The sequence below is a fragment of the Arenibacter hampyeongensis genome (assembly GCF_002909255.1).
Lineage (GTDB): Bacteria > Bacteroidota > Bacteroidia > Flavobacteriales > Flavobacteriaceae > Arenibacter > Arenibacter hampyeongensis.
The window spans coordinates 258027-279254 of record NZ_PIOB01000006.1; the positions used below are offsets into that span (position 1 = coordinate 258027).

Consider the following 21228-nt stretch of genomic DNA (forward strand, 5'->3'; position numbering starts at 1 on the left):
TGGTTGTAATGTAAAATTCTTTAATAAGAACCCTTATTTTTGAAGAAACCTATAGTAGTTTCGCAAAATGAATTTAACGATTGAAAATATACTCCTTGTCGGTTCAATACTACTCTTTATAAGTATAGTAGTTGGTAAGACTTCCTATAAATTTGGGGTTCCCACTTTATTGCTCTTTTTGGGAATTGGAATGTTAGCGGGTTCGGAAGGTATTGGGGGAATCCGATTCAACGACCCCAAAATTGCCCAATTTATTGGAATCGTATCACTTAATTTCATCTTGTTCTCGGGAGGTCTTGATACCAATTGGAGTACGGTTAAACCCATTTTAAGGGAAGGCCTTGTATTAAGCACATTGGGAGTCTTATTTACCGCCTTATCAATTGGTTCCTTTGTTTGGTGGATTACCGATTTTACCATTTACGAAAGTATGCTGTTGGGTTCCATTGTTTCTTCAACAGATGCAGCCGCTGTTTTTTCAATCTTACGATCAAAAAGTCTGGCCTTAAAAACCAACCTGAGACCAACCTTGGAATTGGAAAGTGGAAGTAACGACCCAATGGCATATGTCCTGACGATCGCCTTTTTAACTTTGGTAGTTCACCAAGATCAAAGTGTATTTTCTATAATTCCTTTGTTTTTGCAGCAGATGATTTTAGGTGGAGCAGCGGGTTTTGGATTTGGAAAACTCAGTAAATATATAATCAATAAGATAAGGCTCGACTTTGAGGGACTCTATCCTGTATTGGTGATAGCCCTAATGTTTGTTACATTTTCAGCTACTGACTTTGTCGGGGGCAATGGATTTCTATCCATCTATATCTGCGCCGTGTATCTAGGCAATCAAGATTTGATACACAAGAAAACAATTTTAAAAATGTTCGATGGTTTGGCCTGGTTGATGGAAATTGTTCTCTTCCTTACCTTAGGATTGTTGGTGTTTCCGTCTCAAATTATCCCGGTAATGGGTGTGGGTTTACTTATTTCAATATTCCTCATCATTGTAGCCCGTCCGATCAGTGTATTGCTAAGTCTAATTTTTTTCAGGATGAAAATGAGAAGACGTTTTTATATATCATGGGTAGGCTTACGTGGGGCCGTCCCAATTGTGTTTGCCACTTATCCACTTTTGGCCGGAATAGATAAAGCAAACATGATTTTTAATATTGTTTTTTTTATCTCGGTAACTTCTATTTTAATTCAAGGAACCACACTTTCCGTAGTGGCAAAATGGTTGGGCGTGGCCATTCCTGAAAAGTCGAAAAAGTTATCTCCGACAGATTTGTTATTTTCAGAAGATCCAAAGACTATAATGCGAGAGATTTCCGTAAGTGCCGAATGCTTTGCCACGAACAAAAAAATAGTTGAATTGGGCTTTCCCAAGAACGCAATAATTGCAATGATCAAAAGGGGCGACAAATTTATTACCCCGAGCGGTTCAACTAAAATTGAAAGTGATGACACTTTAATAGTCCTTGCTGATAGATTTGAAATCATAAACGAAGTATATAAAACGCTCAAAATAAATAATCCCGGCCAGTAAAATTTAGCATTTTTATGGTCATAAAGATTGGATTAAAATTATAACCTAATGCTTAATTTCAGGTTATTTACTTTGTAGTAAAGCATAGTAACTACACAGGCCGAAAACAACCACCGAAGCCCTAAGAAATGTGCAATGTTACATCAGGCAATAAGCAGGAAAAACTTATGGGCAGAATCACGGAGATTTGTCCCCTAAAAGAGGTTCAGCTATATGTGCCTCCTATTGAGAGAAACCCTCGGGTTAAAAAACTAGCCCCAACACATTGCGAAATTGCCAACTATTGTTTAAATGATTTTAAAGAATTATTTCCTTTTGGCCATTAATGGATTGGGATAATTATCGGATTGATCTTCAATGGTCTCATCCAAACAGACGAAATCCTTTTCCAAAAGCAAAAACAGTTCCTTGCCATTTCCAAGTGTAATTGAATACTGAAACCCAACGCGATCGCTGGTTGCCCAATCATTTTTATCCTTCTCTGGCAAGTACATGCTAATAGTATCATTTTTAAAATCGGCATCCAGATTTGAGATTAGATTATGGCTCCGCAATTCATAGTTGAAGATTTGGTCCTTAAACTCCGTTCGCTCTATAACATAACCTTCCCTACTAAAGTTTTCAACTTCGGTCTTGGATAGTCTATATCGTATTGAATTTCCTTTTATCCTAATTTTCATACTACAATTTAATTAAAAACAACGAAGGCTTTACATAGGTTCCATTTTCATTTGGAGACGATAAAGGGACTTCTATTTTCAAAAATAAACATTGAATAGACAGCTATTTAATCCTCTTTATTTAACAATTCCTGGCTTTCTGTTTTATAATTGATGGTTACCCTAGTTCCCTTCCCTTTTATGGAGTTGATAAAAAGACGTCCGTTGATATAGTTCATTCTCTCCTTCATAAAGAAAAGTCCCATTCCGCCTTCACTGTTATTTTTCGGTACCTTACCCAAGATGGAGTCGTCAAAACCTTTGCCATCGTCGTCTATAACAACACTCAATAAATCATCACTGAAATTAAGGGTAACCAGAATATAATTTGCCTCCGCATACTTTATGGCATTGTTCACCGCTTCTTGGACCACTCTATAAATATTAGTTTCAGCCAACGAATTAAATCTAATATTTTCCTCGGTTTTATTTTCGAACAAAATATTTTTTCCGGTGAGTTTAGAAAGTTCATGGGTCATTTTCTGAAGTGCGGGAAAAATTCCATGATCACTAAGTTCTGGTGGGGTTAAATTAAAAGTAGCGGTACGTACTCCTTTGATCAAGTCGCTGGCAAGCGCCTTGATATATTCTATTTTTTCGGCCGTTTTTTCCTTATTGGCCAAATTAATGGATTCTATATTAAACTTTAAGGCTGTTAACATTTGTCCAATTCCGTCATGAATATCTTTTGCAATGCGTTTGCGCTCCTCTTCCTGCCCTTCAACAATCTGGCTGGCCTGCACCTGCTTTTGCCTCATGGTCTCCTCGTAATTCTCTTTCGTCAATTGGGCTACTTTCAACTGATTCTTCTTCCTTTCGGTGATATCGGAGCACAATATTAAAATAGACTGTTGGGCAGATTGGTGCATCGGAATAATGGACATATCCAACCATAGCGACTCGCCTTTGGTGGTTTTTATCTTTATTTCCTCTGTCCTTATATTTTTCCTATTGCTTTTTAATACTTCCATCAGGTATTGCTGTTGGCCTTCATCAGTGGTCAACATTTCGTATAATGGCTTATTTGTGTCCCGATCGTTACGACCAAGGAGTTCATTGAACTTTTTACTTATAAAAACAACATGACCATCTTGCTTGGCGCTTGCGAAAAGTGCAGCGTTGTCGATTACAAAATTAAGCTCCTGTAATTCCTGGAGTGATTTTTCCTTTTCCTGGAAAAGCCTTTTTATTTCCTGTGCACTTTCCTCTGATTTTTTTTGGGTGATCATCAAATTTTTGATCGTATTTCTGATTTGAAGGGAAAGTGGTTTAAAGATGAAAAATATTTCCAACAACAATATGAGCAGTGAAACTGCCAATAAGAGATACTCCTTGAACTTTAAATTTTGAAGATGTGTTTTGCTAAGGGCATCATATTTATTGACAATGGTATCCATCATCGCCAAAAAGGTACTTTCATTTTCTAGGACGACATCAATATTCGACTGATTGGGAATGGAATTTCCGTTTTCCTTAAAATCTTTCAAAATAAACTCTACTGCACTGACCATAGCATCATAATGCGGGTTGATATTATCAAATAGAACCCGTACCTCCTCGTTTTCCGCCTTTGAAATACCCATTGCCATATCTCCAAATTGCAATGTCTGATGGGCATTTTTCCAAACCGATAAGGTTTCAGCCAGGTCGGAAATGACACGGACACGCTGGGCAGTATCCGTACTTTCCTTTAATAATAGTACTTCTTTGGTCAATTTTTGACTGTAGGCCCTTTGTCTACCCGCTATGTTGATTACTTTGGAATCATCCAATTGGGAATTTAAATGATTTTGGATAAGTATTTGGGCAAATATTATACTAAGGGCAATGGTGGCCAATGCAAATAAATACCATTTACGGACCCTTATAAAGGTAGAGGTGTCCAATGGTGTAATTAATTTATTGTCGTTCATTTCCCAAATTCAGTTGCTAAAATAGGTACTATCCCTTCAGTGCTTTACCGATAAGTTCTAGGGAATGCTTTGATAAGGGCAGCTTTAATGCCGCATCATGTCCCTTTTTTGACATTTTTCGCCATGTTTTTTGAAGGATATCCATTAATTTTTCCTCAGGGTATTTATGGGAGAATGACTCAAAATAAAATTCTAAAAATACCAGACAAATAACATCTTCCAAGGTTTGGGTATCAGCATTTTTTTTAAGTTGTTTCTTTTCCAGTAAAAAAACCACTTGCTCTATCATTTCTTGATCATATCCCACCTCCTTAAGGATGTCACCGGCCTTGTTAGCATGAAACTTTTTAAGATCCTGTCGCCATTTTAGATATCCGGCCCTGTTCATTTCATAGGATTCCCTAGGGATTTCCCATCTTCTGATATGCTGACATCTAGCAGTAAGTTGTAGGGCCTCGGAAGCCTCAGTGGCAAATGTTTTTAGCTTGTCCGTCATCCTCATGGCATACAACAACTCCTTTGGATATTCCTTGCCTTGCCATACCTCCTTATTGGGGTCATTCGTGTTTGCCTCGTCGAATAGACGGAAGGCTTCATTAAGTTTTACTGAGGCCATGATTTATATTGGTTTTTTCCAAAGCTATTCAGAAAAACCAATATAAACAAAGCCATCCTCTATTTTAACCGGGTATGTCGCTATACGGTCCAAATCCCCATTAAGATGTTTTCCCGTTTTTAATGAAAAGGAATTTTTATGGAGCGGGCAGGCTACTTTAGGCACACCCTGATCTTCCCCGATCATACCACGGGACAGCACCATTTCCATCTTATGGGGACATAAATTCTGGCATGCATACCAAGTACCTTCCCTAGTAAAATTAAAAACCGCAATTTGTTTATCCTTATATTTTACACATGCGCCACCATTCTTAGGAAATTTGACCACAGCAGCCGCCTTGAACCAAATACTCACATTTTCTGATTCCACTACTTCATAAGTGTTTAAGTTAGATATCATATTTCATTATTTTAAAAAGTGCAAAACTGTGTTGCACCTGTTGATCAACATATAGATAGTTAGGTTGGGGCTTGATAGTCCCAGTTTAAAATTAAACCCAGGCTTTAGGCATTTTTTGCTCCCTCAGAGAAACAAACTCAATGGAATCATCAGCTTCTTCTGCATTCACAAAATGGCTGTAACGGGCTCTAATTTCAGGATTTTCAACGGCCTCTTTCCATTCACACTTGTAAGTGTCCACCAAATGCTGCATTTCCTTGTCAAGCTGATCTGCAATCCCAAGACAATCGTTTATAACAACATCTTTCACGTAATCTATGCCACCATCAAGTTTGTCCAACCAAGCTGCTGTACGGGTTAGGGGAGGAGCGGTTTGTATGTAATACATTAAAAATCGGTCCACATATTTGGTTGCCGTAATTTTGTCCACCTTTTCGGCCAACAACTGTGCGTGCTGTGGATTGGCACCACCATTTCCACATATGTAAACGTTCCAACCACCTTCAACAGCAATAAAACCGAAATCTTTATTCCTGGCTTCCGCACATTCCCTGATACACCCGGAAACACCCCCTTTAATTTTATGGGGGGAACGGATTCCTTTATATCGGTTTTCGATATCAATGGCAAAAGTGACACTTTCATCCATCCCATATCTACACCATGTAGAGCCCACACAACTTTTAACGGTACGTAACGACTTTCCATAGGCTTGACCAGTTTCAAAGCCTTCAGCAATCAATTCCTCCCAAATAAGGGGCAATTCATGCAATTGGGCACCAAACATGTCGATTCGCTGACCACCGGTAATTTTGGTATATAGATCATATTTTTGAGCTATTCTACCAATAGCCAAAAGTTGTTTAGGGGTAATTTCGCCGGCCGCAACCCTAGGCACTACCGAATAGGTACCATTTCTTTGAATGTTGGCCAAAAAGCGATCGTTTGTATCTTGTATGGTTTCTTGTCTATTGGCGGTTTCATTATAGATACTGGCAAAGATAGAGGCTACGGCAGGCTTGCAAACTTCACAACCATGTCCTTTTCCAACCTCGTCCAATAAGGAATCGTAGTCTTCAATTTTCATAAGCTTTACAATGTCATAAAGCTCCTGCCTGGAATATTCAAAATGCTCACAAACAGATTCCTTAACCACTTTTCCGAGCGATTTTAGGGTTTCCTTGACCAAATCGTCTACCATAGGTTTACAGCCCCCGCAACCGGTAGTGGCTTTCGTAGCCTTGGCTATTGCTTTTAAGCTTTCGTGACCATCTTCCTTTACGGAACAACAAATTTGACCCTTTGAGACTGCTTCACAAGAACAAACAACAGCAGTATCCGGCAGGTCCATAGCACTGCCAAAGGATACATCCTCACCACTGCGACTTCCCAAAATTAGATTCTCTGGGTTTTTTGGAAGGGGCATTTCATTGAGATACATCTGTAATAACATGTTGTAATCTTTGGCATCTCCAACTAGGATACCGCCCAAAAGTCTTTTACCGTCATGGCTTACATTAATTCGTTTATAAAGACTCTCCGTCTTGTTTTCAAAAATGATGGAATGACCTTTTTCAGCGGGCATAAACGGAGTTCCAAAACTGGCCACATCAACGCCTATCAATTTAAGCTTGGTGGACATATCTATTTCCGCAGCCATGGTAGTTGCTTCCAAACCTATTATTTGATCCACCGCAACACCTGCCATTTCATAACCGGGCGCTACAAGACCATATATCATTTGGTTATAAAGGGCTATTTCGCCGATGGCAAAAATATTGGGATCCGAGGTCCTCATTTTATTGTCTACCACGATTCCTCCCCGGGTACCCATTTTAAGGCCGCAGCTTTTTCCCAGTTCATCCCTAGGGCGTATCCCTGCCGAAATAACCAACATATCTACGTTAAGTACATCGTCTTCACCAAATTCCATTCCTATTACATGGCCATTACCCAAAATTTGATTGGTAGCTTTGCTCAAGTGGATATTGATTCCCATGGATTCCAATTTTACCTGAAGTACCTTGCTACTTCTGGTGTCCAACTGTCTGGGCATCAATTTTGGGGCAAACTCTACTACATGAGGTTCAAGACCCATATCCATAACCGCTTTGGCCGCTTCCAGACCCAATAGGCCACCGCCTAATATGGCTGCTTTTGGTTTTTGAACTGTCCTTTTTATTTTTTCCGCATAGGCCAGAGTCTGCTCCAAATCCTCTATGGTCCTGTATACAAATACTCCATCCTTATCCACTCCATTTATCTGTGGCACAAAGGGACTAGATCCCGTTGCCAACACTAGGTAATCATAATTGAATGTTTTTTCACTTAGGGTAGTAATAGTTTTTGAATTTCGATGAATGTCCGTAACTCTCTCGTTGGTAAAAAGTTCAATATTATTCTCTTGGTACCATTCACGAGGAGCCATGGACAAACGTTCCGCGTCGCCATTTTCAAAATATTCACTTAAATGCACCCTATCATAGGCAACTCTTGGTTCTTCTCCGAAAACAATTAGTTTAAAGGAGCCTTGGTCTACTTTGGCGACAAACTTTTCACAGAATTTGTATCCAACCATTCCATTTCCAACTACAATTACGGTCTTCATACGTATACGTTTAAATGTTACGTAGCAATATTACGTATTATTACGTAATAATAATGTGTTTTTTTGAAAATAAATACGTAGTTTTGTTGCGGAATTCTTAATTGAACACCTTAAACAATAGAAATTATGAGCATATCTAAAGCCCCAAAAGTAAGTTTAGTAGGTGCAGGTCCTGGGAGTAGCGACCTTATCACCATAAGAGGATATAAAGCACTGGAAGATGCCGATATAGTCCTATACGATGCTCTAGTAAGTATGGAATTACTCAATGAATTAAATACCGATATCCCAAAATTATATGTAGGGAAAAGATGCGGACAGCATTCCTTTGCACAGGAAGATATTAATAAATTAATAGTAGAAAATGCCTATAATTACGGGCATGTGGTACGTTTAAAGGGAGGTGATCCCTTTGTATTTGGCAGGGCAAGTGAAGAATTGGAATATGTGGAATCCTTTGGGATTCCAGTGACTGTGGTACCAGGGGTAACAAGTGCCATAGCAGTTCCGGCAAGTCAGGGTATACCGGTAACCCGACGCGGAATTAGCAGTAGTTTTTGGGTGATGACCGCCACCAAACGTGACGGTTCCTTTTCCGAAGATCTGGAACTTGCCGCTAAGTCTTCCGCCACTATGATCATACTAATGGGAATACGTAGATTTCAGGAAATCGCCAATAAAGTTTCCCAATTTAGAAATGGAATGACTCCATTCGCCATTATACAAAATGGGACAACGATAAATGAAACTTGTGTAACAGGAATACTTAAAGATGCTGATTCAATAGTGAACCAAATAGATGCATCACAGCCTGGAATAATAGTAGTTGGGGAAGTTGTGGCGGAACACCCCTCATTCTTTGAAGAGGAAATTCAAAGGGTACTTAACTATTAATGATCAACTTAGAATGGCTTATTTACAATATTGTAATTAAATCAACCAATATTCCAAAATTTCGTAAATGCATGCTCCATATTTTTTCACCTTAATAAAAATACATCCAATTTTCATTATTACGTAATAATAATAAGTAATAATACGTAGAAATACTTACTTTTGAATTGTTGAATGAAAAAACTAATCCTAAAAACAATTCAGTTATGAAAGAATTTGTCTCTGCCAAAGCTACGAAATTAGAACTTTTAAACTTCAAAAGTATTCCCATCCGTACATTTTGGATAACCTCTATTGCCTTCTTCATTTGTTTTTTTGCCTGGTTCGGCATTGTTCCTTTTATGCCGGACGTAGTTAAGGACTTGGGCTTGACCCCGACACAAAAGTGGAACTCCATTATATTAGCGGTTTCGGGAACCGTATTTGCTCGATTGTTAATTGGTAAATTGTGTGATAAATACGGCCCTAGATTATGTTATACCTATTTATTAATACTTGGTTCCATCCCCGTGATACTGCTAGGTTTTGTACAAACCCCGCTTCAATTTCTAATATGCAGACTATTTATTGGTTTTATAGGGGCTTCGTTTGTAATAACCCAATTCCATACTTCCATAATGTTTGCTCCCAATATTGTAGGTACAGCCAATGCAACTTCTGCCGGTTGGGGTAATCTTGGTGGAGGTGCGAACCGTTTGGGTATGCCTTTGATTGCCGCCGGGGTTATTAGTTTCGGAATATCCGAAGAAATAGCTTGGCGATATTCCATGGTAATAGCGGGAGTTATTTGCTTGGCAATGGGCATTATTTATTACTTGTTTACAAAAGATACTCCCGAAGGTAACTTTAAAGAACTTAAGGAAGAAGGGAAAATGCCCCGTCTAAAAAAAGATGAAGTGTCTTTCCTAAGTACCTTAAAGGATTATAGGGTATGGATTCTATTCTTGGTATATGCAGCTTGTTTTGGAATTGAGTTGACTGTGTATGGTACCATGGATGATTATCTACAGAATAGATTTGGTCTTGACCGCTCTACTGCTGGTAATTTGGTGCTGTCCTTTGCCTTAATGAACATTTTCGCAAGGACCTTAGGTGGATATTTCGGTGACTTGTTCGGAAAGTTTCGTGGCCTGCGTGGCAGGGTAATTTTTCTTGCCTTGATATTGGCTGCAGAAGGAATAATGCTTTCCATTTTTTCAGTTACTACAAGTTTGGTATTTGGAATGATTTTTTTAATAGCGTTTAGCCTTACAGTTCAAATGGCTGAAGGAGCCACTTTCTCGGTAGTACCATTTATAAATAAAAAAGCCATAGGGTCTATTTCCGGAATTGTTGGTGCAGGTGGCAATGTCGGTGCTTTTTTGGCCGCCATGTTATTGAAATCCAAATCGGCAGTGGCCGAAAGTGCAGCCATAGCCGCAAACAGTGAATTGGGAGAACAGGCGGTAAGGGCGGCTCAAACCACGGCAGCCGCTTCTGCGGTATCCAATGGATATTTTGTTATTGGCGGATTCATAGTAAGTGCGGCCGTATTATCCTTGGCCATTAGGTTTGCTACAGCCGAAGAAAAAGCTGTCATCGATGAAACCAAGAGAGAACTTGTACTTTCTGGAATGGACAAATAGGAGAGAATCTTAATTAGGATAAGCAACAAACGCTTTTCCCAAGAAAGATTCCTATTTATTCAAATCCAAACCGAATTACGGAATGACCAATACCCAATTCCGTAAACCTGACCAAAATATGAAATAAGCCATGATAGTTCTTGATATGAACCGAAATCGACGATTCACGAACAATAAAAATTGAATTAACAAATTCGTAAGTAAACGTATAATGGTGAATTTCATTAAGCCTCCTAAAACAAAAACATTTAAAAAGATGAAAGGAATATATCTATTATTAATTGTTATTACCCTATATGGACCATTATCCAATGCCCAGTTTACATTGGATGGGGAATTTAGACCTCGTACCGAATTACGTCATGGTTTTGGCAACCTAATCGCCGATGATGCCGATGCCGGTTTTGGCGTATCAACCCGTTTACGATTGAATGCTGGTTACACAATAGAGGCCTATAAATTTTATGTAAGCCTTCAAGATGTTATGGTATGGGGAGAAAACAGACAGCTGCTACCCGATGATGAAAATAATTCCTTTGCTGTATTTGAGGCCTGGGCAGATATTGATCTTGGTAGTGGTTTTTCTACCAAATTGGGAAGACAGACCTTGGATTACGACGACCAACGAATTTTGGGCAGTGTGGGGTGGACTCAACAGGGACGTAATCACGATGCCGCTATTTTAAAATATGCCAAAGAGCAATTTCAACTTGATCTTGGATTGGCATATAGCCAGGATTATGACAACCCTAGTGGTTTTCAATCGGTAGGCTCAGCCTATAGCACAACTGGATTCTTCTCCTATAAAACCATGCAATTCCTTTATTTAAAGGAAAATTGGAAAAACTTAAGTGGAAGTCTATTGATATTGAACAATGGCTTCCAGAATTTTGAAACAGATGGAACTACACCGGATGGGCTAAGTAATCTGCAAACCCTAGGAACACATTTGGACTATAAAAAAGGTAATTTCGCTGCCGTGTTGAACGCTTATCTTCAAACAGGTGAAAGACAGGGCGTTGTTGATGTAAGTAGAGCCTATTTGCTGGGACTGGATTTCAACTATGCCGCTTCAACCAAAGTAAGCTTAGGGGCCGGTATGGAAATTATTAGTGGCAATGACGCCGGTACAAGTGATAAAATGGAAGCGTTTTTCCCCCTGTTTGGTACCAATCATAAGTTCAATGGGATTATGGACTATTTCTATGTAGGCAATCATGCCAATTCCGTTGGCTTGTTGGATGTTCATGTGAGTGCCAATTTTAAACTAGGGGAAAAATCCAGCATTCTGATAAAAGCGCTTAACTTTAGTGGAGAGCAGGCATTGCCCAGTGGGGAAAAATCTTTGGGTACAGAAATAGACCTAGTATTTTCACAGGCATTCAACGGCTATTCCCTACAATTGGGTTATTCCCAAATGTTTGCTGGAGATGGCATGTATGAATTAAAAGGCATTACAGAGGATGCCTCGGCCAGTAGCCAAAATTGGGCATGGGCCATGTTGGTGATCAAGCCTAAATTTTTGAATACTTCCAAATAAGTAAATTATTATCAAAGCCCTGCCAATTAGCAGGGCTTTTGATTTAGTAGTGGTATTTGAAAATTATCCTCATAAGCCTGGTTGATCAAACTTGGGCAATATAATACAGCCATATCCCATTTCAAATAAGGTTTATAATCTAAAAAGAAGCATCTATTTTCACCGTATGAATACTTAGTTTTAATTTTATCCTATATTTGTTTGGAAAGAAAATAACCATTGTGAATAAAACTACACGTATTGTATTGGCCGACGACCATTCCTTGGTTAGGGATGGAATTCGTGCATTATTGGAGGAAGATGAAAATTATATTGTAATTGGAGAAGTCTCCAATGGTAAGGAGGCCGTTAAAATGGTATTGGACAAGAATCCAGACCTCTTGATCATTGATATTCGAATGCCTGAAATGAATGGCATAGAGGCCGTAGAGGAACTTAAAAAACATTCTTCACCAACCAAATGTATTATACTTTCCATGCACGATTCCGAAGAATATATCCTTAAATCGGTTAATGCCGGGGCAAGTGGTTATCTCTTAAAGGATACCGGTAAAACGGAATTTCTTAAGGCCATTTCCACAGTGGAACAAGGTGGAAAATATTTCAGTGGCGATATTTCCAATGTTTTGGTAAACAATTTGTTGAGTCAAGGAAAGGCTAGGCAAGAGAGTCCATTACCAACAACCAACGGAAATAACTCCTTCGGAATAACGAGTAAGGAGCTGCAAATCTTAGAGCTTGTACTCTCAGGGCTTACCAATAAGCAAATTTCTGAAAAACTTCAAAAAAGCAAACGTACCATTGAAACCCATCGCTTTAATCTAATGCGAAAGATGGGGGTAAATAACCTTATGGACCTGGCCAAGAAAGCGCAGGAATATAAGTTGGTATAGCTTATCCTTGATTGATAATTATTTATCGCATTACTTAAGTCAATGACCTATTTGGGTAAGTGTTAATTCGGTAATATCCAATATACAATCACTTTTATTGTCTTTTCGTCAATATTCTGCTCAACTATTATCAATAAAATACTACGTATTTATACCTAATTTGGTAATTTTAAACCATTATTAAATGGTTTCTTTTAATACTAGGATTTTATGCAGAAAAAGAACGAACATAAGACTATTTGCTCCTATTGTGGGGTTGGGTGTGGGATTTTGGTGGAACAGGACTCCAAGGGCAATATTAGTGTAGAAGGAGATCCCGATTACCCAGTGAACAAAGGCATGCTTTGTTCCAAGGGGAAGAACCTAAATTATGTGGCACAGGATACCACTGATCGTATTCTGTACCCTGAGATGAGATGGAGCAGAAACCACCCCTTGCAAAGAGTATCTTGGGATACGGCCTTTGACAGGGCCGCAGCCGTATTTAAAAGCATTATTGAAAAGCATGGCCCGGATAGTGTAGGCTTTTATGTTTCGGGTCAGTGTCTTACAGAGGAGTATTACCTTGTAAATAAACTCACCAAAGGTTTTATTGGTACCAATAACATTGACACTAATTCCAGACTATGCATGAGTTCTGCAGTGGTGGGCTACAAAAAAATGTTGGGTGAAGATTCCGTGCCCATTTCATATGATGACATAGAACTTTCAGATTGTTTTCTTATCGCGGGGGCAAATCCAGCCTGGTGTCACCCCATTCTTTTTAGAAGGATAGAAAATCATAAGGAGAAAAATCCTGATGTAAAAATTATAGTCATAGATCCCCGTAAGACGCAAACATGCGCTGCAGCAGACCTGCATTTACAGATTTTACCAGGGACAGATGTTATTCTGTTCAACGCCATGGCCCGTTGGTTGATAGAAAAGAAAAAGATAGACAGGAATTTTATTAAAAAGCACACGGTAAATTTTGACGCTGTACGGGAAAGTGCCTTTCAACTTTCTTTAAAAAAGGCGGCCGAACTGTGTGGTATTTCCGTGGAGGATATTAAAAAGGCTGCAATGTTTATTGGGAATGCCAAGGCTTTTATAAGTATGTGGACCATGGGTTTAAACCAAAGTGTTATTGGAGTCTCTAAAAATGTTTCTTTAATGAATTTGTCCTTGCTTACAGGACAGATTGGCAAACCTGGAGCCGGACCGTTTTCACTTACGGGCCAGCCCAACGCCATGGGGGGTAGGGAAGTAGGTGGAATGGCTAGTTTATTGGCTGCACACAGGGAATTGGGCAATCCAAAGCACCGTAAGGAGGTGACGGATTTCTGGGGAGGAAAAGAAATAAAATCGGAACCCGGATATACCGCAACCGAAATGTTCGATGCCTTGGAAAGCGGTAAAATGAAAGCAGTTTGGATCATTTGCACCAATCCCATTGTAAGTATGCCCAACGTGCACAAGGCCGAGAGAGCATTAAAAAATGCCAGTTTTGTTGTGGTTCAGGATATTTCACATAATTCAGAGACCACCAAGTTTGCAGATTTGCTTTTACCAGCTGCCGGCTGGTTGGAAAAGGATGGAACCATGACCAATTCCGAAAGGCGCATAAGTTATCTTCCCAAAGTGATCGATGCACCAGGGGAGGCTTTACCAGATGCTGAAATTTTATGGAGGTTTGCCCAGAAAATGGGCTATCATGGATTTGATTATAAAAATGCCAGTGAGGTCTATGACGAACATTGTCTTCTAACGAAAGGCACCGAAATAGATATAACGGGTCTTTCCCATGAGCGATTAAAGCGTGAAGGTAGTTTTCAATGGCCGGTTCCACACGCCGATCATATGGGTACTCCAAGATTGTTTACGGATTATCAATTCTTTACCAATGATAAGAAATCGCACTTTAACGCCCCCGCTTCACTTTACAATAAGTCTGAAATAACAACTCCTGAATATCCTTTAATACTCAACACCGGCAGGGTAAGGGATCAATGGCATACCCGTACAAAAACAGGGAAGGTAAAGCGCCTTCTAACACATATTCCCGATCCATATTTGGAAATGAACAAGGTGGACGCCTATTTGCGAAAATTAAAGGATGGGGACATAGCTGTCATAAAAAGCAGAAGGGGAACGGTGCGGGTCAAAGTAAAGGTGAATTTCGACATTCGCGAAAAGGTAGTATTCCTTCCCATGCATTGGGGAAAAGTGCTCAATAACGATTTTGGAAGGGCCAATAATTTGACCAATGACCTGGTTGACCCAGTTTCCAAAGAACCCGATTTTAAGTATTGTGCCGTGGAAGTGGCAAAATATGTTAAGCCCAAACAAAAAATTATGATAATCGGGGCAGGTGCAGCGGCCTACAGATTTGTTCAAACCTATAGGGAGAAAAATGAAGTGGATGAGCTCCATGTGTTCTCCAAGGAAAAAGATCCATTTTATAATCGAGTATTGCTCCCTGAATATGTAAGTGAGGAACTTACATGGGAGGCCTTGGAAAAATTAAAAAAAGGGGAACTTCAAAAGCTGGATATATCTCTGCATTCAGGGACTGGCGTAACGCAAATAGATAGGATAAATAAAACCGTAATGGACGACAATGGTTTTAAACATTCCTATGATATTCTTGTAATGGCTACAGGAAGTCGAGCTTTTGTACCAAGTGAGGTTCAAATAAATATGCCTGGCCGCTTTACTATGAGAGAACGTGGGGATGCCGATAAATTGCGTAAATATCTTCAGGATACAGGGCTTCCACCGGAGGAACAACATGTGGTTATTGTTGGGGGCGGTCTTTTAGGCCTGGAGTTGGCAGCGGCACTTAAGAATAGAAATGTCAATATCAGTATAGTCCAACGTGCCCCGAGATTAATGGAAAGACAATTGGATCGTATTGCAAGTCGACTTTTGGCAGAGGATGTCAATGATAGGGGAATCAAAGTTTATTATGACAATGAGGTAAGTACGGTGTTTGAGGAAAGGGATGACAAAAATTCACTTTCCATTACCTTAAAAACAGGTAGGACCGTAAAGTGCAATGCCATAGTTTACGCTATAGGTACACGCCCCAACATTGAATTGGCAAAACATTCAGATCTTAAAACCGGAAGGGGAGTGGTGGTCAATGAATATTTACAGACCAGTGATCACAATATTTTTGCCCTAGGTGAAATTGCCGAATTTAGAAATTCACTATTTGGAATTACTTCGGCCGCCGAGCAACAGGCAGATACTGCAGCTAAATATATTTTGGGAGATTTTAGCAGTATCTATAACGGATCCATCCTTATGAATATTCTAAAGTTTGAAAATCTGGACCTATGTAGTCTTGGTATGGTCAACGCTCCAATGGATGACAATAGCTATGAGGAAATAATTCTGATGGATGTCAGCAAGAAATATTATAAGAAATGTATAGTTAAGGATGACACCCTAAAAGGTGCCATTTTAATGGGGGATAAAAATGAGTTTGCCGAATTCAAAAGACTTATTGAAGAGGAAATTGAATTATCCGAAAAACGGAACGAACTACTAAGAGGACAATCAAATTCGGTTCCCTTGAAAGGTAAACTAGTTTGCTCATGCAGTCAGGTAGGAGAGGGCAACCTAATTGAAACTATTAACGGGGGCTGTGAGGACTTTTCCAAACTGTGTTCAGAAACTGGGGCCGGCTTGGGATGTGGAAGTTGCAAACCGGAGATACAGGATATACTGCGCAAACAATTACAAACAGTTGCTTCATAAATTATAAGGTTATGAATGATGATCTACATAGAATACTGATTAAAGGAGGGGTAACCTCCCCAGGTGAATTAAAGGATATTATTGCCATGTTGGAAGCAGGTGGGCTGAAAGAGGTATTTTTTGGATCCAGGCAAGATCTTTTGTTTCCATTGCAAAATGCCAAGGAGGAACAGCTGGAACAAATTTCAAAATTTAATACGGATATTGTTGCGGACAGAAGCTATCAAAATATTGTGAGCTCCTACGTGTCTGCAGATATTTTCGATATGACATTTTGGCTAAAGGGATCTACCTATCTGTATATTTTGGAAGGATTTGATTATCTGCCCATACTAAAGATCAATATCACTGATCCCAAGCAGCGTCTGGTTCCCATTTTTAGCGGTAACCTAAACTTTATTGCATCGGAAAATGAGGATTATTGGTATCTGAACGTTAAATTGCCCCACTGGACCAAGTCAGTATACTACCCCGTCCTAATTTATAGCTGGGACATTAATACAGTGGCCAAGGCCATTGAGGAAATATATGCGGACATTGCGGATATAGATGAATTGTTTTTTGTTCTCAATAAAAAATTGGACACCAACAATAGGACTATTGAGCGGGAGTTGGAGATACCCTATACTAAATTTCCATATTATGAGGGAATGAACCGGATGGGGTTGGATGAATATTGGCTTGGACTTTATTGGAGAAACAATAGATACGACCTTGATTTTCTAAAAAAATTATGTGGGTTTTGCTTGGACAACAGTATTGGAAAAATATGCATTACACCATGGAAATCATTCATAATCAAGGGCATCAAGAGTTCTAGTAGGCCAGATCTGGAACGTTTCTTGGGACAAAAAGGAATAAATATTCGTCATTCGCAATTGGAAATGAACTGGCATCTCCCTGTGGATGACATGGAAGCATTGGAGCTGAAAAAATTCTTGGTGCTTAGTTTTGACCAGAACGATATAAGTACCTATGGCCTGACCTTTGGAATAAGTAACGAAACGGGGAAAAGAACCCATTTCTCATCTGTAATCATAGAAAAAAACACCCAGCCCACAATAGTTAAGGATTTTGCCGTAAGGCCTACCTATAATGTGTTGCATTTCAAAAATTTTGACCCCAATACCCAAGAATATAAAGTGTATGCCCAAGACGTGGATAAGATTGAACTCCCCGGTCTTTTAATGGAACTTAGTAAAAATTATTTTGATCAGTTGGGCAGGGCAGTGGTAAAGAAAGAAGCCCCTAAGAATACAAATGATGACCAATGGAAAGAGGTGTACCAATGCACTTCCTGTTTCACCGTTTACGATGAAACTTACGGTGATGCCAAATCACAAATTCCGGCTGGGACGGCATTTAAAGACCTTGCCGAGGATTACAGCTGTTCTGTTTGTGGCGCTTCCAAAGCCGGATTTGAGAAAATGAAATTGCAGATATTGTAGAGGGACTTTTCCATTGGCAGAGGGGTCGAGTATATATTTTAAAGTTGGTATTTCCAACTTTGTAAATACAATTAAATTCAAATTACATTTTTGATTATATAAAACATTGTATGATTTAATTAATAGTAATCCTTTTACAAATCTTAACTTATTTAACGATCGGTTTTTTACCCGAAACAGTGAAAAAGGAAAGGGCATACTTGCCTTATATTAATTGGTTCTTGGTTGCAACTCTGACCAATGAAGCGGTATTTTTTACTTCGAATTTGTTCAAAAGATTTTTTCGGTGGGTATCCACTGTTGTAGTACTTATGAAAAGTTTTAGAGCAATTTCATTATTGGTCATTCCCTCAGCTATAAGGAGTAGGACTTCCTTTTCCCGTCTAGTAATGACGGGAATAATTGAATTTTCATTTTGTTGTACAGCCAATTCTGCTTCAAGACTTAAGTATTTTTTTCCATTAAGGACCGTTTTAATAGCAAACACCAATTCTTCGTGTGTGGCATTTTTCAGTATATACCCCGAAGCTCCATTGTCCAACATTTTTTGAATAAAACTATGCTGATTAAAGGTGCTGAGACCAATGACATGAATGCTTGGGTATTTGGTCTTTACATCCAAACACAAATCTATCCCAGTCCTGTCCGGAAGACTAATATCCATTAATATCACATCTGGTTCATGCTGCTCCAGGAAGGCCATGCACGAAGTTGCATTCATGGCATGTCCTATCCATTCAATACCACTTTGGTTTTGAAGCAAGGACCTAATTCCCTCTATGATCATATAATGATCGTCGACAATAAAGATTTTGGTATCCATTTACATTTCAAATTCTATGTGAACAGAGGTTCCGTTTCCAGCTTTCGTCTTTACGTCGAGCTTTCCCTTCAAAAAATCCACTCGGTGTTTTATATTTATCCATCCCATTCCTTTAGAACTATTTAATAGGCGAATATCAAAACCCTTGCCATCGTCTTCAACAGTAATTGTCAATAAATTATCAGATTTTGTAACCTGGACAATCGCGTTTTTTGCTGCCGCATGTTTTAGCGTATTACTGATTAATTCTTGAATGATACGGTATATTGTAATTGCTGTAGTATGCTCAAAGTAATGATTTTTCAACCCAATGGATTGGTAATTTATCTGTAGGGCCCCACTTTTGTTAATGCCTTTGCAATAGTCTTCCAAAGCCGTATCCAATCCAAATCTCACCAACGATTCCGGCATCATATTGTGTGCCACCCTTCTCATTTCTTGAATTGAACTATCCAACATATCCATACTCCGATCAAAAGCCAATTGATCATCTGGTTTCATTATGAGGTTGGATTTCATAGTTTGAAAAGAATATTTTATTCCGGAAAGCATGCCTCCCAATCCATCGTGTAAATCCTTGGCCAAACGGGTTCGTTCCTGTTCCTCACCTTTTAGAACGGCTTCAGTTGCTGTTAGTTGTTTTTCTTTTTCCAATTCACTGATTCGTTGCTGATTAAGCTTCTGTTTATGGCTGTAATTTCTAAAAGCCAGAAAACTTATTGCAACAACCATGGCAATAGCACCAATTAACAAATAGTTCAAGGAATTCTTTTGTTGAATGGCCAGTTGATTGATTTTTTTTTCCGTCTCCAGATTATTGATTACGGTTTCTTTCTTTTCCGAATCAAATTTGGCTTCCAATAAATTAATATTGGTTATACTTTTCTCACCAATAATAGAATCCTTGAGTATTTCGTACTGCTTGTAATACTCCAGTGCTTTCTGAAAATTCCTGGTTTTTTCCTTAAGTCCGGAAGCCCTTAAATACAGGTCTTTTAACTCATATTTTGAACCCAATTTTTGGGCCAGGTCTATGCCCTTCCAAATATACTTTTCGGTCTCAACATAATCCTCTAGGTCTAAATAAGCATCGGAAATACCCATATAGGCATACATTTCATATTCTGGGGCCAGTTTTTCTATTGAAAAATCGATGACCTTCCTGTAATACTCCAACGCCCGTGGGATGCATTTTTTAGCACCATAGACATCAGCCATTCCTAGCCAACCATCCAGAATAACTTCAAAATCATTGATCCGCAAGCCTATTTGCTCTATATCGGAATAGTTGGACAAAGCATCATCGTATTTTTTTAAATAGAGTTGTGCAGTGGCAATGTTTAGAGTAGAGGAAGAAATGGCATAGTCATTTTTTAATTCCTTCGCTATAATTAGTGATTTATTAGCGTAATCAAGTCCTTTAACATACTCCTTTAAATTGATGAAAATGGAAGCCAAATTATTATTTGTAATACGTTGAAGTCTTTTGTCCCCAATCTCCTCGGCCAATTTCATAGCTTTGAGATAATATTCCGCGGCCGATTGAAAATCAGATAGATAATGCCATTCACTACCCACATTTAAATTGGCTATGGCCAAATCCCCAATTGTTCCTATTTCCTCATAAATCCGTAATGCTTCCAAAGTTAGGTCCAGTGATTCCCTGAATTTCCCTTGATCATTCAGGATTTCTATGGCATGGCTTGCGTAGGTGGCTTCCCCTTTTCTGTATCCAATCTCGGTGGAAAGATTCCTTGCCTTATTATAATAATACATGGCGGAATCCGGTCGGCTATTTTCAAATTTACTGCCATATTCGTAGTAATAGGCCACTGCAAGACTATCCTTCTCCAAAGATTTCGATTGACCTTCAGTACTATTGATTTCAGTACTTTGGGTAAATCCCAGCATGCCCAAAAACAGGGCTATGATACAGGGTTCAACGTATCTTATTTTTGAAATCGGGCTTGGCATATATCATACAAATTATATCTCCAAATTACGGATTCAAAAGAATTAAATTGCTCCTGTTTTTCCATGATTTTTTATTGAAAAATCCTAAATATTACGCTTTGCCGGGATTGTTGAATATTTTAACAGTATTTATATTTTCCACTCACACACAGAACGGTTATTTATACTGAAAGTCAACCACGTTTTCCATTAAAATTACAATTAATTAGGATTGAAATTACATTAAGTATTGGAATACAAAATGATTGATTGTGTACAAAATAACTGCAACAAAATATTAATTTTTGGACGTTATACAGCTAGTTCAACAAACTTGATTTCGGTACTACAATGCATCCTTTGATCACCTAAAACCCTTTTAATTTATCGGTCCAAGTTTTAGGTGTGCATCCCTAATTAAACATTGAAATTATGGTGATAGTTTGTCATTCACCACAAGAAAATACAGTTTCACAACAAAACAGTAGCGGCGGTCGGTATATAAGA

General features: G+C 38.8%; 14 protein-coding genes. 7 read left to right on the forward strand and 7 right to left on the reverse strand.

The window, feature by feature from the left end; translation table 11 throughout:
* Positions 1–67 precede the first annotated feature (67 nt).
* Entirely contained in the window at positions 68–1543 is a 1476-nt protein-coding gene (locus CWD91_RS16020; protein WP_103441973.1) for a potassium/proton antiporter, read from the forward strand.
* Positions 1544–1848: 305 nt separating this feature from the next.
* On the opposite strand, the gene CWD91_RS16025 is transcribed toward CWD91_RS16020, so the two are convergent.
* From CWD91_RS16025 to nirB, 5 genes are all read right to left on the reverse strand, one after another.
* Positions 1849–2223, reverse strand: a complete 375-nt coding sequence (locus tag CWD91_RS16025) for a DUF7009 family protein (protein WP_103441974.1) — start codon at positions 2221–2223, stop codon at positions 1849–1851.
* 107 nt (positions 2224–2330) lie between these two features.
* Positions 2331–4175: a sensor histidine kinase gene (locus CWD91_RS16030; protein WP_103441975.1), complete on the reverse strand. Its 1845-nt coding sequence runs from the start codon at positions 4173–4175 to the stop codon at positions 2331–2333.
* 28 nt (positions 4176–4203) lie between these two features.
* Complete coding sequence (locus tag CWD91_RS16035) at positions 4204–4791, reverse strand: DUF4202 domain-containing protein (RefSeq protein ID WP_103441976.1); 588 nt, start codon at positions 4789–4791, stop codon at positions 4204–4206.
* A 24-nt stretch (positions 4792–4815) separates the two neighbouring features.
* Positions 4816–5193, reverse strand: coding sequence for a nitrite reductase small subunit NirD (gene nirD / locus CWD91_RS16040; RefSeq protein WP_103441977.1), 378 nt, complete (start codon positions 5191–5193; stop codon positions 4816–4818).
* Between the two features lie 91 nt (positions 5194–5284).
* Positions 5285–7801 (reverse strand): nitrite reductase large subunit NirB, encoded by a 2517-nt coding sequence (nirB, locus tag CWD91_RS16045; RefSeq protein ID WP_103441978.1) that lies wholly within the window; start codon positions 7799–7801, stop codon positions 5285–5287.
* Between the two features lie 126 nt (positions 7802–7927).
* On the opposite strand from nirB, the gene cobA reads away from it, so the two are divergent.
* The 6 genes from cobA to CWD91_RS16075 all read left to right on the forward strand — a co-directional run bounded on the left by cobA (position 7928) and on the right by CWD91_RS16075 (position 17945).
* Positions 7928–8695, forward strand: a complete 768-nt coding sequence (gene cobA, locus CWD91_RS16050; RefSeq protein ID WP_103441979.1) for a uroporphyrinogen-III C-methyltransferase — start codon at positions 7928–7930, stop codon at positions 8693–8695.
* 206 nt (positions 8696–8901) lie between these two features.
* Positions 8902–10320, forward strand: a complete 1419-nt coding sequence (locus CWD91_RS16055; protein WP_103441997.1) for an MFS transporter — start codon at positions 8902–8904, stop codon at positions 10318–10320.
* Between the two features lie 256 nt (positions 10321–10576).
* Positions 10577–11860, forward strand: coding sequence for an alginate export family protein (locus CWD91_RS16060; protein WP_103441998.1), 1284 nt, complete (start codon positions 10577–10579; stop codon positions 11858–11860).
* Between the two features lie 221 nt (positions 11861–12081).
* Positions 12082–12753: a response regulator transcription factor gene (locus CWD91_RS16065; protein ID WP_103441999.1), complete on the forward strand. Its 672-nt coding sequence runs from the start codon at positions 12082–12084 to the stop codon at positions 12751–12753.
* 210 nt (positions 12754–12963) lie between these two features.
* Positions 12964–16497, forward strand: a complete 3534-nt coding sequence (locus CWD91_RS16070) for a nitrate reductase (RefSeq protein WP_103441980.1) — start codon at positions 12964–12966, stop codon at positions 16495–16497.
* An 11-nt stretch (positions 16498–16508) separates the two neighbouring features.
* Positions 16509–17945, forward strand: a complete 1437-nt coding sequence (locus tag CWD91_RS16075; protein WP_103441981.1) for a rubredoxin — start codon at positions 16509–16511, stop codon at positions 17943–17945.
* Between the two features lie 205 nt (positions 17946–18150).
* On the opposite strand, the gene CWD91_RS16080 is transcribed toward CWD91_RS16075, so the two are convergent.
* Together CWD91_RS16080 and CWD91_RS16085 are read right to left on the reverse strand one after the other, a co-directional pair.
* The gene (locus tag CWD91_RS16080; protein ID WP_103441982.1) at positions 18151–18768 is read right to left on the reverse strand and encodes a response regulator; all 618 of its coding nucleotides are present in this window, start codon (positions 18766–18768) and stop codon (positions 18151–18153) included.
* Entirely contained in the window at positions 18769–20742 is a 1974-nt protein-coding gene (locus CWD91_RS16085; RefSeq protein ID WP_103441983.1) for a tetratricopeptide repeat-containing sensor histidine kinase, read from the reverse strand.
* Positions 20743–21228 lie beyond the last annotated feature (486 nt).